The 14,678-nt window shown below is 62.6% G+C and carries 15 protein-coding genes and 1 tRNA gene; 12 read left to right on the forward strand and 4 right to left on the reverse strand.

Going from position 1 to position 14,678, the window contains the following annotated elements; all coding sequences use genetic code 11:
- The first annotated feature begins 85 nt into the window (after positions 1 to 85).
- Both HB777_24815 and HB777_24820 read left to right on the forward strand, forming a co-directional pair.
- Positions 86 to 436 (forward strand): DUF952 domain-containing protein, encoded by a 351-nt coding sequence (locus HB777_24815; protein QND66814.1) that lies wholly within the window; start codon positions 86 to 88, stop codon positions 434 to 436.
- The gene (locus HB777_24820; GenBank protein ID QND66815.1) at positions 433 to 1,512 is read left to right on the forward strand and encodes a quinone-dependent dihydroorotate dehydrogenase; all 1,080 of its coding nucleotides are present in this window, start codon (positions 433 to 435) and stop codon (positions 1,510 to 1,512) included. Before HB777_24815 ends, HB777_24820 begins: the two co-directional genes overlap by 4 nt.
- On the opposite strand, the gene HB777_24825 is transcribed toward HB777_24820, so the two are convergent.
- Positions 1,505 to 2,863 carry an MATE family efflux transporter gene (locus HB777_24825; protein QND66816.1) on the reverse strand — a complete coding sequence of 453 codons (1,359 nt, stop codon included), beginning with the start codon at positions 2,861 to 2,863 and terminating at the stop codon, positions 1,505 to 1,507. The genes HB777_24820 and HB777_24825 overlap by 8 nt on opposite strands.
- A gap of 132 nt (positions 2,864 to 2,995) precedes the next feature.
- Between HB777_24825 and HB777_24830 the strand changes: the two genes are divergently transcribed.
- A complete protein-coding gene (locus HB777_24830) occupies positions 2,996 to 3,901 on the forward strand; it encodes a histone deacetylase (protein ID QND66817.1) in 906 nt (301 codons plus the stop codon).
- Positions 3,902 to 3,957: 56 nt separating this feature from the next.
- On the opposite strand, the gene HB777_24835 is transcribed toward HB777_24830, so the two are convergent.
- A complete protein-coding gene (locus HB777_24835) occupies positions 3,958 to 4,221 on the reverse strand; it encodes a hypothetical protein (protein QND66818.1) in 264 nt (87 codons plus the stop codon).
- A gap of 460 nt (positions 4,222 to 4,681) precedes the next feature.
- Between HB777_24835 and HB777_24840 the strand changes: the two genes are divergently transcribed.
- The 8 genes from HB777_24840 (at position 4,682) to HB777_24875 (ending at position 11,766) form a co-directional block, all read left to right on the forward strand.
- Complete coding sequence (locus HB777_24840) at positions 4,682 to 5,299, forward strand: porin family protein (protein ID QND66819.1); 618 nt, start codon at positions 4,682 to 4,684, stop codon at positions 5,297 to 5,299.
- 308 nt (positions 5,300 to 5,607) lie between these two features.
- Positions 5,608 to 6,000 carry a hypothetical protein gene (locus tag HB777_24845; GenBank protein ID QND66820.1) on the forward strand — a complete coding sequence of 131 codons (393 nt, stop codon included), beginning with the start codon at positions 5,608 to 5,610 and terminating at the stop codon, positions 5,998 to 6,000.
- Positions 6,001 to 6,040: 40 nt separating this feature from the next.
- On the forward strand, positions 6,041 to 6,715 hold the full coding sequence (locus HB777_24850) for a response regulator transcription factor (protein QND66821.1): 675 nt from the start codon (positions 6,041 to 6,043) through the stop codon (positions 6,713 to 6,715).
- The gene (locus tag HB777_24855; GenBank protein ID QND66822.1) at positions 6,712 to 8,211 is read left to right on the forward strand and encodes a HAMP domain-containing histidine kinase; all 1,500 of its coding nucleotides are present in this window, start codon (positions 6,712 to 6,714) and stop codon (positions 8,209 to 8,211) included. Before HB777_24850 ends, HB777_24855 begins: the two co-directional genes overlap by 4 nt.
- A 42-nt stretch (positions 8,212 to 8,253) precedes the next feature.
- Positions 8,254 to 9,282 carry a glycosyltransferase family 2 protein gene (locus HB777_24860; protein ID QND66823.1) on the forward strand — a complete coding sequence of 343 codons (1,029 nt, stop codon included), beginning with the start codon at positions 8,254 to 8,256 and terminating at the stop codon, positions 9,280 to 9,282.
- On the forward strand, positions 9,275 to 9,976 hold the full coding sequence (locus tag HB777_24865; GenBank protein ID QND66824.1) for a class I SAM-dependent methyltransferase: 702 nt from the start codon (positions 9,275 to 9,277) through the stop codon (positions 9,974 to 9,976). The genes HB777_24860 and HB777_24865 overlap by 8 nt, the downstream gene beginning before the upstream one ends.
- 160 nt (positions 9,977 to 10,136) lie before the next feature.
- The gene (locus tag HB777_24870) at positions 10,137 to 11,618 is read left to right on the forward strand and encodes a hypothetical protein (GenBank protein ID QND66825.1); all 1,482 of its coding nucleotides are present in this window, start codon (positions 10,137 to 10,139) and stop codon (positions 11,616 to 11,618) included.
- Positions 11,619 to 11,692: 74 nt separating this feature from the next.
- A tRNA-Gly gene (locus HB777_24875) sits at positions 11,693 to 11,766 on the forward strand.
- A gap of 2 nt (positions 11,767 to 11,768) precedes the next feature.
- On the opposite strand, the gene HB777_24880 is transcribed toward HB777_24875, so the two are convergent.
- Together HB777_24880 and HB777_24885 are read right to left on the reverse strand one after the other, a co-directional pair.
- The gene (locus HB777_24880; protein QND66826.1) at positions 11,769 to 12,005 is read right to left on the reverse strand and encodes a hypothetical protein; all 237 of its coding nucleotides are present in this window, start codon (positions 12,003 to 12,005) and stop codon (positions 11,769 to 11,771) included.
- Between the two features lie 161 nt (positions 12,006 to 12,166).
- Positions 12,167 to 13,156: a LysR family transcriptional regulator gene (locus tag HB777_24885; protein ID QND66827.1), complete on the reverse strand. Its 990-nt coding sequence runs from the start codon at positions 13,154 to 13,156 to the stop codon at positions 12,167 to 12,169.
- A gap of 312 nt (positions 13,157 to 13,468) precedes the next feature.
- Between HB777_24885 and HB777_24890 the strand changes: the two genes are divergently transcribed.
- A complete protein-coding gene (locus HB777_24890; protein QND66828.1) occupies positions 13,469 to 14,539 on the forward strand; it encodes a sugar ABC transporter substrate-binding protein in 1,071 nt (356 codons plus the stop codon).
- The last annotated feature ends 139 nt before the right edge of the window (positions 14,540 to 14,678 follow it).

Genomic DNA, 14,678 nt, shown 5'->3' on the forward strand with positions numbered 1-14,678 from the left:
TGGCTGGTTCGGGCACATTTTTTTGACGCAATTCCGGACGGAAAACCGTTTCACACTTTTCCTGGAACTGCTCTATAGCGCAACCATGTCTCAGATTATCTACAAGATAACCCCGCAAGCGCCTTGGCGCGAGGCCGAAACAGATGGCCGCTTCACCGGCGCGCCGATCGATGTCGCCGACGGCTTCATCCATTTCTCCACGGCGGCGCAGGCCAAGGAAACGGCGGCAAAGCACTTTGCCGGCCAGACCGACCTTCTGCTGGTCGCCATCGACGGGACCAGCCTGGGCGCCGCGCTGAAATACGAAGTCTCGCGCGGCGGCGCGCTGTTTCCGCATCTTTATGGTCCGCTCGACCTCAAGGCCGTGCTGTGGGTCCGACCACTGCCGCTTGGCGCTGATGGTGTGCACCAGTTCCCAGAACTGGAGGGGCAATGAGCGTGCTCGACCGGCTTGGCCAGAAGCTGCTGTTCACATTCGACCCGGAAACCGCGCATGGCCTGTCGATCGCGGCGCTGCGATGCGGCCTGCCGGTCGGCGCGCGGACGACGCTCGACGCGCGGCTGAAGGTTACGGTCTGCGGCCTCGAGTTTCCGAACCCGCTCGGCATGGCTGCGGGCTACGACAAGAACGCCGAGGTGCCTGACGCGCTGCTTGGCCTGGGCTTCGGCTTTGCCGAGGTCGGCACGATCACGCCGCTGCCGCAGGCCGGCAACCCGAAGCCGCGGATCTTCCGGCTGACGGCTGACGAAGCGGTGATCAACCGGCTGGGCTTCAACAATGAAGGCCATGCAGCGGCCGAAAAGCGCCTTGCCGCACGCAAGGGGCGCAGCGGCATCGTCGGCGTCAACATCGGCGCCAACAAGGACAGCACCGACCGCGTCAGTGACTATGAGCGCGGTGTCGCCCGGTTTGCGCAATACGCCAGCTATCTGACCGTCAACATCTCCTCGCCCAACACGCCAGGCCTGCGCAACATGCAAGCGCGCGAGCAGCTTGGCGAACTTTTGTCGCGTGTCATGGCCGCGCGCGCCACGGCAACAGCCCAGCCGCCGGTCTTCCTGAAGATCGCGCCGGATCTGGTCGAGGCCGAGCTGGAGGACATTGCCGCCGAGATCACCGAGAAGCGAATCGACGGCGTCATCGTCTCCAACACCACCATCTCTCGACCGGCATTGCGCAGCGGCAACGCCGCGCGCGAAACCGGCGGACTCTCGGGCAAACCCTTGTTCGAACGCTCGACCATCGTGCTGGCGAAGATGCGCAAGCTGCTTGGCCCGGACCGCGTCATCATCGGCGTCGGCGGCGTCGATTCTGCCGGGACCGCGCTGGAAAAGATCCGCGCGGGCGCGGATCTCGTCCAGCTCTACACCAGCATGATCTATGCCGGACCAGCGCTGCCGGGCCGGATTGTCGCCGGGATGGCACGCTTTGCCGACACGGAACGGCTCAGATCCATTCGCGAGTTGCGCGACAGCCATCTCGATCGATGGGCAACGAGGCCGCTCAGCTGAACGCCGTCCGCATCCGCAGCCGCAGGATCGTCAGCAGGCTGAAGCCGCGCGCGAGCAGGAAAACGTGCAACGCTGCCCACAGTCCATTGTTGCCGAAGGTCGGCGCAAGGGTCAGCAGCGCGGCCGCGAAAACGAGGAACGACAGCAGCATCATGTTGCGCATGTCGCGCGACCAGGTCGCGCCGATGAAGACGCCATCCATTTGAAAAGCCAGCACACCGCTCAGCGCGGTGAATGCCGCCCACGGCAGGTAGATATCGGCCACTGAACGGACGTCCTCCGATGTCGTCACAAGAGCAACCAGATTGGCGCCACCAAACAGCAGCACCAGCGTCGCGCCCCCCGCCAGCCCGAAGCCCCAGAACAGCGTCAGCCGCACGGCTTGCCGGAACGGCGCGGCGGCACGCGCACCGACGGCACGGCCCGCCAGCTGTTCGGCGGCAGTGGCAAAGCCATCGAGGAAGTAGCCGGCGACGAGGAAGAAGTTCATCAGCACGGCGTTGGCGGCCAGCGTCACCGTGCCGAACTGTGCGCCCTGGCGGGTGAACAGCGCGAAGGCGGCGAGCAGCGAGAACGAGCGGATCATGATGTCGCGGTTGAGCGACAGCATGTGCATGAAGGTGGCCATGTCGAGCAGGCGATGGCGCGGCAAGGAGGGGGCCGCGCGGAACCGGCGGATCACGATCGCCAGGCCGAGCAGCATGGCAAGGAACTCACCGGTAACGGTCGCCCAGGCGACGCCGGCGACACCCCAACCAAGCTCCAGGCCAAGCAGGAAGCAGAGCGCGATGTTGATGCCGTTCAGCACCAGTTGCAGCATCAGTCCGAGCCCGCCCTCGCCGCGCCCCAGAACGTAGCCAAGGATGGCGTAGTTGATCAGCGAAAAAGGTGCAGCGAGCAGCCTGATGCGGATGTAGACGCCCATCGCCTCGCTGACGCGCGGTTCGGCGCCCATGAACTTTTGCCCGGCGATGGCGACCAGGGGCGCAAGTGCCGCGAGCACGATGCCGGCGACGACCGCGATCAGCACGGCGCGCCAGAACACCGCCTGTTCCTCCAGGGCATCGCCGCGCCCGAAAGCCTGGGCGACGAGCCCGGTGGTGCCCGAACGCAGGAAATTGAAGGAGGTGAAAACGACGTCGAAGACCAGTGCGCCGGCCGCCAGGCCGCCGAGCAGGGCGGCATCGCCGAACTGACCGACGACAGCCGTGTCGACCAGACCGAGCATCGGCGTCGTCAGATAGGCAAGCGTCATCGGCACGGCGATGGCGAGCACGGAACGGTTGGTGACGACAAAAGATCCGGGGCCGATTGAGGATCTGGCGTCGACTGGGGTTGCACCCTTATCCAAGGATTGCTGCCTTGCTGATTGCGGCTTGATCGAACAGCCGATGTGCCCCATTTTCCGGCCACCGCGCAATCATTCTTCCCGCGAGGGCCAACCGAATTCCCCGGTCTGGCGCGAGCCCGCCGGATCCAGTTCATGCCCCTGCAGATCGTCCATCACCCCGACTACGACGCCGGCTTCGCCACCAACCATCGCTTTCCGATGAGTAAATATCCGCTGCTGATGGACACCTTGCACGCACGCGGACTGGCTGGACGCGACGCGCTCAACACCGCCGAACCGGCGCCGGCTTCATGGCTGGAGCTTGCGCATGCGGCGGACTATGTCGCCCAGGTCATCAGCTGTTCGGTGCCCGAAAAAATCGAACGCGAGATCGGCTTTCCGGTGACCCCGCGTGTCTCGCTACGCGCGCAGCTTGCCACCGGCGGCACGGTGCTGGCGGCGCGGCTCGCCTTGCGCGACGGCATTGCCTGCAACACCGCCGGCGGCAGCCATCATGCGCAGCGCGCGCAAGGTGCGGGCTTCTGCACCTTCAACGATGTCGCCGTCGCCGCGCTGGTCCTGCTCACCGAAGGCGCGGCCCGAAACATCCTGGTCGTCGACCTCGACGTGCATCAAGGCGACGGCACGGCGGATATTCTCGCTGATGATCCGCGCGTGTTCACCTTTTCCATGCATGGCGACCGCAACTACCCCGTGCGCAAGATCGCCTCCGACTTCGATGTCGCGCTGCCCGACGGCACGGGTGACGCCGCCTACATGGAGAGGCTCGCCGCCATCCTGCCGGACCTGTCCGCCCAGGCGCATTGGGACATCGTGTTCTACAATGCCGGCGTCGACGTCCATGCCGAGGACCGGCTTGGCCGGCTGGCGCTATCGGATGACGGCCTGCGGGCCCGCGACGACATGGTGATCCGCCACTTTCGCACGCAGGGCATTCCGGTCTGCGGCGTCATCGGCGGTGGCTATTCCACGGACGTGCCCGCGCTTGCCGCGCGCCACGCCATCCTGTTCGAGGTGGCCTCGGGCTACGCCCGGTAGCCCTCTTTAAGCATGACCTTATCCGAAAACCGGTTCCCACTTTTCGGGATCATGCTCTACTTCCGGTAGTTGGCGAGCCTGAGCAGGATGAAGGCAGGCACGACGATGGCTGCGCCCAGCAGGATATAGCCAAGGAAACGGTCGATGGCGTGGAAGCCCAGGTTCCACAGGTCGATGAAGAACTTCTGGAAGCCGTAGAGCACATCCATCGGCGACCAGCCGAAGGCATTCATGACCAGGCCGACGAGGAACGACACGACCAGCAGTTTCAGAATCACCTTGAGCGGCGAGTCGCCGAGAAAGCGCGTCAGTGCGGACAAGGCTCGTCTCCAGATTGAATTACCCAGACTCGAGGGGCGTCGGCCCAGACATACGCACTTGGCTTGCCGGCTTCAAGCCGACAGTTTTGCGGGATGCCGAAGACCTCGAGCGAGGCATTGGATGGCAAGGTTGCGCTACCGAACGGACCGAACCCGTGTCAATTTGTTAAATATGCGTAAATGAAACCGCCTTAATTCGTTGAAAATAAAGCGAAAAATCTTCATTTTTCGATTTCCCGCAATGTGCGTGCAATTTTCGCCTGCGAGACAGTCGGCGTCTTTCAGGTGATTGGCCGCGCGGGCGCTCTGACCCCCTACCACAGCTGGCGAAAGCCAGTCCCAGGACCGCGCAACCGTCCCTGAAAGACACCAAATCGGAGCCGACCGCCCAACGGCCGAGCTCCTCGGGAATTAACCTGCGTATCGATTGCCGGATGCGCGCGTGTGTTGGAGTAATGCAGTGTTCTCTCAAGCAAAGATCATCCTGACGGCAAGTGCCCTTGCCGTGTGCCTCCTCGGGCCGGCGATGGCCGCCGACCTTGCGCCCACCTACAATGATCCCCCTGCTTTCCAGTGGAGCGGCGCCTATGTCGGCGTGCATGGCGGCACGGCGTTCACCGGGATGCCGAACCCGTTTGCCGGCAGGAATGGTCTCAGCGGCGGCGTTCAGGCCGGCTACAACCAGCAGATAGGCCCGGCGGTTCTCGGCGCCGAGATCGAGGGCTCCTATCTGGGTGGCGCCGAGCACGACGTCGAGGGCGGCAAGATCAAGGAAAAGTGGCGCGGTGCCGCCAAGGCCAAGGCCGGCTTGAGCTTCGACCAGACGCTGCTGTTTGGAACCGGGGGCGTCGCCATGACCAAATTCGAAAAGGGCGACAGGGTGAGCAGCACCGACGGATGGAAACTCGGCTACCTGGTCGGCGCCGGCATCGAGCAGGGTTTTGCCGGAGGCCTCTCTGCCAAGGTCGAATATGACTATGTGCGCACACCAGGTGTTGAAACGACATCGACCTTCGGCAAATCCAAGGCGACCATCGGCAGCCATGAACTGAAGGCCGGCATCAACTATCGTTTCTAGGACAGGCCACGGGGTTCGGCTGAATCCAGCCGTCTTGCGGTCTATTCGACCAGCGCGGTGCCCAGAGATAATGGGTGCCGCGCAATTGCGTGCCTGCCTCAGCACCAACATCGACGCGCATCGGCAGATCACACCAGCCCGCGTAATGTCGATGCAATCTTCACACCCTAAAGCGCGTCGCATCGAAATGGATTCATGCGGCGCGCTTCAGGTTCTTGTTTTTACGCATGTCGTTGTCCCAAAACCGAGGTCACTTTTGGGCGACATGCTTTGGGTGCCGCGGATGACCTTGATGATGGGAATCAGATATGTCCAAACGCAGCGCAAACCATCTTGTGTGGATCTCGAAGGCGTTCTTCGTCGCAATCCTGCTGGCGCTGACAGGATGCGCCTCCGACATCATGAAGAACTATATCGGGCAACAGGTCGAATCGGTCATTCTGGACTACGGACCGCCAACCGCCGTCGTTGATCTCGGGCAAGGCGAGCGGGCCTATCAATGGCGGAAAATATCCACCAACGCGGTGTCCGGGACCTCGAGCGGCGAGGTTCGCCACACAAAACACGGAACCGTCTACGAAGAGACCGAAACGCCTGGCTATATCGAGCGCCAGGAATGCTTCTATACGTTCTACGCCCGCGCCTCGGGCGGCCGATGGTTCATCACCAATTTTCGTCAACCGAAGCTGGAATGCGAATGACTTGCCACAGCCTCCCGGCTGCCCGTGACGGAGCGTGCGCATGCGCATCCTGCTGATCGAGGACGAACCGGAAATGGCCTCGGTGCTGAAGACGGCACTCGAGCGCCAGGACATCATCGTCGACCATGCCGCGACACTGGCCGATGCCGAAGCCGTGGCGCGGCTCGGCTATCATGACGCCGTGGTGCTGGACCGCCGCCTGCCGGATGGCGATGGTCTCAGCCTGATCCCACGCCTGCGGGCCTTGCATCTGGACGTGCCGGTGATCGCGCTGACGGCGCTCAGCGGTCTCGACGACCGGGTGGCCGGGCTCGATGCCGGCGCCGACGACTACATGGTCAAGCCATTTGCCACGGTGGAACTGGTTGCCAGGCTCAATGCCCTGCACAGGCGTTCGTTCACCTCGCGCGCCAACCAGACGGTGGTCGGCCGCCTCACCTATGATTTCCGCCATCGCGAGGCGCTTGTCGAGGATCAGGCCCTGGAGCTGCCGCGGCGTGAACGGCTGGTGCTCGAAACGCTCATCCGCAGGCCGGGCCGGACCATCATGCGCGGCGCCCTGGAAGAGGCCGTCTACGCCCTCGACGACGAAATCGGCTCCAACGCGCTGGATGCGCACATTTCGCGGCTGCGCCGCAAGCTTGACGATGTCGCCGCCGGCATCGAGATCAGGGCGATCCGCAACCTCGGTTATCTCCTGCGGGCAGCCTCGTGAAAAAGCCGCGCGCACGCTCGCTGCAATGGGTGCTGGTGCGGCGGCTGATCCTGCTGCAGGCGGCGACGCTCCTCATCTTCATCGTGCTGTGCGCGGCCGTGCTATGGATCGCCAATCCACGGCTTCTTGTCGACAACGAGGCTGCCGTCGCCGCCCTCAAGGATGCGGTCGATCGTGACGGCAACGGCAGGCTGATCGTCCATGAGACCGACGAGTTGCGTTCGTTTCGTGAGGGCTTCCCGAGTGTCTGGTACATCGTCCGCGACGCCGACGGCCAGAGCGTCCGCTTCGGCACCATACCCGACGTCTACGCCAGGAATTTTGGCGATCTGCTGGGCGCGGCCGATCACGCGACCATCGGGTTTTCCGAAGATGACCCGCGGCCGGAGGCCTATCTCGAAAGGGTTTCGACCAAGGCGGGCACGGTTCAGATCATCGCCGCGACACGATCCTTGCGCGACAAAACAGAAGGCCTCGAAGTCACCATTTCGGCAACCGTCGATGTCGCCAAGAACCCGGACGGCAGCAGGAACTGGGAGAAGGCGCTTCCCGCTCTCACGGCCATCATCATCATCCTTTTGTTGCCGATTGTCCTCGTCATGGGAGCCACGACCCTGGTGACGACGCCCGCCGTCGTGCGCCGTTCCTTTGCCGGCCTCGTCGACACCGTCCAGCAGGCCGCGCGCATCGACATCGGCACCCGCGCGATGCAACTCCCGGTCAAGAATGTGCCGCAGGAGATCGAGCCGCTGGTGCATGCCTTCAACCAGACGCTGGCGCGGCTCGCCCAAGGCTATGACCGGCACAATCGCTTCCTCACCGACGCGGCCCATGAACTGCGCACGCCGATCGCCATCTTGCGCACACGCGCCGAACTGCTGAAGCAGGAGCCGCAAAGTGCACGCCTGCTGCATGACATCGAGCGCCTGTCGCATCTTGCGCAACAGTTGCTCGACCACCAGTTGCTTGACCGCCCGGCGGACCAGCGCCGGATCATCGATCTCTGCGACCTTGTCAGCCGGGTCGCCGCCGACTTCGCCCCGCTCGCCATCGAGGCAGGCTACGATCTTGCCTTCGAGCCGCCCGCCGGCAAGGTCCATGTCGAGGTCAATGTCCTGCAGATCGAGCGGGCGCTGGCAAATCTCGTGCGCAATGCCATCGACCATGGCGGCGGCTCCGGCACGATCACCATAGCCGTTGACGAGACCGGCGGCGTCGAAGTCCGCGATGAAGGCCCGGGCATTCCGGCGGACGAGCACGAGAATGTCTTCGAACCCTTCTACCGCTTGCAGCCGCAATCGCGCGGGGCAGGTCTGGGATTGAACCTTGCCCGGCAGATCGCGCTGCTGCATGACGGCACCATCCGGATCGCGGCGGGGTCCTGGCAAGGCGCCCGCATCCGCATGGCCCTGCCGGTTCGTTCCGTGGCCACTGGCGGCGGAAAAGACGGCCGGCCGATGGCTATGGCCGATCCCGCTGGCTTATCTGTTTTCTAACCAATTGCCGCTATTCCCAATCGAATAGCGGGAGCAAGGCTTTTGGTGGAGACGGAGAAAAACACCGCGCGACGCGCCGTCATGCTGTCGGTGGTCGTCCCATGCTACAATGAGCTGGACGGCGTGGCCGAACTGCATCGGCGAGTGACGGCCGCATGCCTCGAACAAGGCCCTTCCTACGAAATCGTCCTTGTCATCGATGGCGCGACCGACGGCACGCGCGAGGCCATTTTCCAGCTGGCCGAAAAGGACAACCATGTCGTTGCCATCGATCTTGCCCGCAACTATGGCCACCAGATCGCGTTGAGCGCGGGACTCGAATTCTGTCGCGGCCAGCGCATTCTCATTCTCGATGCCGACCTGCAGGATCCGCCTGAGCTGCTCGGTGCGATGATGACGAAGATGAACGAAGGCTTCGATGTCGTTTACGGCCAGCGGCTGACGCGCGATGGCGAAAGCTGGTTCAAGCTAGCTTCCGCCTCGATGTTCTACCGCTTGCTGCGCCGCTTGGTCGATGTCGATATAGCCCCGAATACCGGTGATTTCCGGCTGATGAGCCGCCGCGCGCTCGACCATCTGAACGCGATGCCCGAACGCTACAGGTTCATTCGCGGCATGGTGAGCTGGATCGGGTTGAAACAGGTGGCTTTCCCCTATGAACGGCACCGGCGCTTTGCCGGCACCACCCACTATCCGCTGAAGAAAATGGTTCTTCTGGCGGTCGACGCGATGACCAGCTTCTCGATCGTCCCCTTGCGGTTCGCCTCGCTGCTCGGAATGATGTTCGGACTTCTGGGGCTGGTCGTGCTCGGCTACACCCTGTTTGAATGGTCTGTCGGAAACGTGTTGCCCGGCTGGACCAGCCTTGCCGCGATCGTGCTGATCCTCGGCAGCGTCCAGCTTATGGTGCTTGGCATCTTCGGCGAATATCTCGGGCGCATGTACATGGAGACGAAGCGGCGGCCGCTCTACTTCGTCAACGAGGTCGTTTCGCGCAGCCAGGCAGCCGGGGACGGCGAACTGCCCGTCCATCGCCTGCAGGAAATGGCAAAGAGGGCAGCACGTGCTTGAGGCGGAGTTCGACCAGTTTGCGCGGGAATACCAGGAGCAGCATGCCGCGAGCATAAGGCTGAGCGGCGAAACGCCGGATTTCTTCGCCCGATACAAGATCGACGACGTCGCCGCGACGCTGCGGCGGGCCGGTGTGAAACCACGGCGGATACTCGATTTTGGCGCCGGCGTCGGCAATTCGCTCGGCCATATGCGCAACGCGTTTCCCGACGCAGAGATCACCTTGCTCGATCCGTCACGGGAATCGCTCGACATCGCCAGCCAGCGCTTTCCCGGCCAGGCCGCCTTCACGCATTTCGACGGCAAGACAATTCCTTTTGCCGACGGCAGCTTCGACCTGGCCTTCGCGGCTTGCGTCTTCCACCACATTCCCGAGGACCTGCAGATCGGGCTGCTGGCGGAGATCGGCCGGGTGCTGGCGAACCGCGGCAGTTTCTTTCTTTTCGAGCACAATCCGTGGAACCCGCTGACCACGCACGCTGTGAGAAACTGCGCCTTCGACGAAAACGCGGTTTTGATAAATTCCCGGGAGATGCGCAGGCGCATGGCCGAGGCGGGCCTTGCCAACACAAGGATCATCTACCGGATTTTCTTTCCTCGGCTGCTTGCAAGACTGAGGCCGCTTGAGCGCTTCCTCACCAAGATCCCTGTCGGAGCCCAATATTTTGCGCAAGCGGTCAAGCCTGCCGTTTGACGTTCCGAGGATGCCACGATCCGGCGCACCCGGTTTGTCGAACACGGCGCTCGGTCGCGGCGACGACAGAGCCGACCGGACCACGCGATGAACCCCGGCGGCCGGCCAATCGAACACCTTGAACCAAACTGTCATCGGAAACGATTAGAGGCGGCGAACCATGAACAACGCCCAGGCCAGCGTGGAGGCCGCGACATACGGTGAGCGGAACAGGCTGATCTTCTGCCTGCTCGCGGCCTTGGCGATGGCGGCGGCGCTGGCTACCCAAGCCGGTTCCACCCTGCAGGATCCCGACAACTGGTGGCAAGTGAAGGTCGGGCTGGATTTTCTGGCAAACCGGACATTCCCGACAGTCGACCCTTATTCCTACACGTTTGCCGGCCAGCCATGGATTGCCAAGGAATGGCTGGGGCAGGTCCTGCTGGCCCTTGCCTACCGGTCAGGAGGCTGGAACGGGGTGGTCACGCTGATCATCGCCTCGATCTCCCTGACGGTTTTCCTGATGGGGTGGTTTCTCAGCGCCTGGCTGAAGCCGATCCTGGCCATTACGCTGGCCTTCGCCGCGGTGTACCTGACCAGCCCGATCTTCACGGCGCGTCCGCATGTCTTGACCTTCCCGATCATCGTCATCTGGACGGAGATGCTCTTTCGTGCGGCAAGGGAAGAACGGGCGCCGCCCTGGTGGCTGCTTGTGCTGGTCGTTTTGTGGGCGAACCTGCACGCCACCTTCACGCTGAGCTTCATCATCGCGGCTTTCGCCGGTCTCGATCTGCTGGCGCGCACAGGCCTGTCGAAACCAGGCCTCCTAGCGAAATGGATCGCATTCGGGCTGCTTTGCCCGCTGGTCAGCCTGATCCACCCCTATGGCGTCCAGGCCATCCTGGCGACCTTCGCCGTGGCCTATGGCAATGAGGCGGTGTCGTTGATCATGGAATGGAAAGCGTTCAGTCAGCAGGATTACCCCGTCCAGGAAGTTGCGATGCTGCTGGCGCTTTTCGGGCTTCTGGTGTCACGGTTGCGAATTGGCTGGGCCAAGGCGTTGTTCGTCATCTTCACCTTGCATGTCTATCTCGCCCATGTGCGTTTCATGTATCTGTTCTTCCTGCTGATCCCCTTGGTGATCGCGGTCGAGGTTGCGCAGCAATACCCCTCGCTTTCAGCCACCGCATGGCTGGCTGCAAAGCGCGACGGCCTGGAAAAATTCTTCGCCAGGCACTTCTACGCGATCTGCTGCGCGGCGGTCGTTTTGCCGATCGGCGCGGTCGCCGTGCTCTTCAGTGCTTATCAGGTCACGCCGAGTCCCAAGACGTCGGCCAGCGGGGCGCTGGCATTCGCCGAAAGCCATCATCTTTCCGGCAATGTGCTGAATTCATACAATTTCGGCGGCACGCTGATCTTCCACGGGATCAAGACCTATATCGACGGACGGACGGACCAGCTGTTCCTGGGCGGTTTCACAAAAGCCGATGACGAGACGGGCCACAGCGGCGGCAAGCCGCTCCTCGACGCCCGGCTGAAGAAATACGCCATCGGCTGGGCGCTGCTGTCGGCCGACGACAGCCGCATCCCCTTCTTCGACCAGCTGGGCTGGAAGCGGGCCTATGCCGACGAGTACGCGGTGATCTACCTGCCCGGCGCCTGATCTTGTTTGGCGCCGGCGCGAGCGCCGCTTTGGCGATTGCCCGAAGCCGGGCCGTCATGGTAACGAGGGCACACGCGGGTATGATGTAATGGTAGCTTGTCAGCTTCCCAAGCTGAACGCGAGGGTTCGATTCCCTCTACCCGCTCCAGCTTAGGGCGCCAGAAACAGTTCAGCGCCTGCCTGTTCGTCGAACAAAACCGAGCAGCCTCGCGCAAGCGCCACCGTTGCGAGGGCGTTTGCCACCGCGTCATCCGATGAAACGAAATCGCCGGTCAGTACCCGCAATTCTTCCACGCTTTCAGCCATGGACACGAAATTCCCGACCGATCGATCGTGCTTGCAGGCTTCGACCACGTAAAGCAGATCGATGATTTCGAAGCTGCACATGTTCAGTCTCCAGAAGAAATCGTCCCTTGCAAGATCATGAACGCATCGGCGGGAAATAATGTTCCCGGCTCGCTTTCGCTAGCCTCGGCCTGGCGGCTCTTTCATGTGCTTTTGCGCGCCCCGATCGAACTCGACGCCGGACAGCCCTACCCAACCAGCCATCATCCCACCTCCCGCAGAATGAAATCGTGCAGCATCTTGGCGGCCGGCGACAGCACGCGATTCCTGACCGTGATCAGGCTGTAGGGCCTGACCTCGATGTCGAATTCGGTCTGGACAACATCGATGGCGCCGGCCAGCCCGTCGGGGTTCTGGATGAATTTCGCCACCTGGACCGAGACCGGCGCAATGGCATCGGACTGCGCAACCATGACCAGGGTCAGCAGCAGTGAGCTGGTGTTGAGGATGCGGTCCGGCAGAGCGATGTTGCGGTTGAGGAAATTGCTCTCCATCGCCTGGCGCAAGGGCGAGCCGCCCGACTGGAAGACCCAGTCATAGGCGGCGGTCTCTTCCAGCCGCACCGCTTTGCCCTTGGTCAGCGGATGGCCCCGGCGCACGATCAGGCACGCCTTCTCGACGCCGATGACGCGCGACTCGAACAGGCGCGGATTGAGGTCGTCGGGGATGCGCGCGATGATGAAATCATGGCGCGTGGCGATCAGCTCGCGAGCCAGCACGTTGGAGGTCTCGACCTGCATGGTGATCTCGATGCGCGGATAGATGCGGCGGATTTCGCGAATTGCCGGCACCGCCAGCTCGATTGCAGGCGCCGTCACGGCGCCCAGGAACACCGAACCACCCTTGCCGGCCTTGAGCTCGGAGATCTCGCGGTCGACCTCGCGCATTTCCAAGAGGATCGAACGCGCGCGCCTGGCCAAAGCCTTGCCGTAGGGCGTCAAGGTGATGCCGCGCGGCAGTCTCTCGCACAGCTTGACCTCCAGCACCGCCTCCATCTCGCTGATCATGCGCGAGGCCGCCGGCTGCGAAATGTTCATGACCTGGGCCGCCGCGCTGACCCGGCCATGATCGTCGAGCGCGACGATCATGCGCATGTGACGTAGGCTGAGACCGCTGCGCAGCAGGGTTTCGCCATCGCCCGGCGTCTCTCTGTAACTGTCTGAAACTGCAGTCGGATTCCCTGGCGCAGCCATCGCTTTCCCTCTTTTCTGCTCGCGGACGGCCGGTATTGGGATCAACCCGTCACGCCGCAATACATATACCAGCCATGATATAGCAACCATCAAAGATCGCATTTGACAGTTATGGCAAAGAGCCACACCCTTCGCGCGTTCCGAGACGTGACGGTCGCTGACGAGAAAAATCGTATCGATTGAAATCAGCGCCTCGGGGCCATGGGAGGATACCGGAGATCGATATGACGGCAGCAGTGCCTTGGCGCTTCTGCACGATTGCGCGGCCCGCGACCCCCGGGGTGCCGCGTCCATCAACCAGGGAGAGTTAAAGTGAAAATCATCAAGACACTGGCCGCCGTCGCGGCCCTTGGCATCGCTGCCATGACCTACTCGGCGCACGCAGCAGACAAAGGCCTGATCGGCGTGCTGATGCCCACCAAGGAATCGCAGCGCTGGATCAATGACGGCGACGCCGTCAAGTCCCAGCTCGAGGCACTCGGCTACACCGTCGACCTGCAGTATGCGCAGAACGACATCCCCAACCAGCTCAGCCAGCTGGAAAACGAAATCACCAAGGGCCCGAAGGCGCTGATCATCGCCTCGATCGACGGCACCACCCTGTCGGATGCGCTGCAGAAGGCCGCTGACGCTGGTGTCGTCGTCGTCGCCTATGACCGCCTGATCAAGAAGACCGCCAATGTCGACTACTACACCACCTTCGACAATTTCGGCGTCGGCGTCATCCAGGCGAATTCGCTGGTCAAGGGCCTCAAGGAGCGTTTCCCGAACACCAAGCCGTGGAACGTCGAACTGTTCGGCGGTTCGCCCGACGACAACAACGCCTTCTTCTTCTACAACGGCGCGATCTCCGTGCTGCAGCCGCTGATCGATGACGGCTCGATCAAGATCAAGTCCGGCCAGACCGGCATGGACAAGGTCGGCACGCTGCGTTGGCTCGCTGCCACCGCCCAGGCGCGTATGGACAACCTGCTCTCCGCCAACTACTCGGACGGCAGCCGCGTCGACGGCGTTCTGTCGCCCTATGACGGCCTGTCGCGCGGCATCACCGCTTCGCTGCGCGCTGTCGGCTACGGCACGGACGCTCAGCCATGGCCGATCGTGACCGGCCAGGATGCCGAGACCGCTTCGGTCAAGCTGATCATCTCGGGCGAGCAGTACTCGACCGTGTTCAAGGACACCCGCGAACTGGCCAAGGCGACTGTCGGCCTGATCGACAAGGTGCTCTCGGGCGGCAAGCCGGAAGGCCTCGATGAAAAGACCTACAACAACGACGTCAAGGTCGTTCCTTCGATCCTTCTGACGCCGCATGATGTCGACAAGTCGAACTACCAGGCGCTGGTGGTCGACTCCGGCTACATCAAGGCCGAAGATCTGAAGTAATCCCGGTTACAAAGCCTGGGGTCCCGCGCACAGCGGGGCCCCTTTTTGCTAGCGCGGCGAATCCAAAATTCGCATATTAATGCATGTCGCCCAAAAGTGGTCCCGTTTTGGGACAACGACATGCATAAAAACAAAGACT

Source organism: Mesorhizobium loti, from assembly GCA_014189435.1.
Taxonomy (GTDB): Bacteria; Pseudomonadota; Alphaproteobacteria; order Rhizobiales; family Rhizobiaceae; genus Mesorhizobium; species Mesorhizobium loti_G.

Coding starts and splice junctions, on each gene's coding strand:
- HB777_24815 (QND66814.1), top strand. CDS start 86: ATGTCTCAGATTATCTACAAGATAACCCCGCAAGCGCCTTGGCGCGAG.
- HB777_24845 (QND66820.1), top strand. CDS start 5,608: ATGTCCAAACGCAGCGCAAACCATCTTGTGTGGATCTCGAAGGCGTTC.
- HB777_24830 (QND66817.1), top strand. CDS start 2,996: ATGCCCCTGCAGATCGTCCATCACCCCGACTACGACGCCGGCTTCGCC.
- HB777_24820 (QND66815.1), top strand. CDS start 433: ATGAGCGTGCTCGACCGGCTTGGCCAGAAGCTGCTGTTCACATTCGAC.
- HB777_24850 (QND66821.1), top strand. CDS start 6,041: ATGCGCATCCTGCTGATCGAGGACGAACCGGAAATGGCCTCGGTGCTG.
- HB777_24870 (QND66825.1), top strand. CDS start 10,137: ATGAACAACGCCCAGGCCAGCGTGGAGGCCGCGACATACGGTGAGCGG.
- HB777_24880 (QND66826.1), bottom strand. CDS start 12,005: ATGTGCAGCTTCGAAATCATCGATCTGCTTTACGTGGTCGAAGCCTGC.
- HB777_24885 (QND66827.1), bottom strand. CDS start 13,156: ATGGCTGCGCCAGGGAATCCGACTGCAGTTTCAGACAGTTACAGAGAG.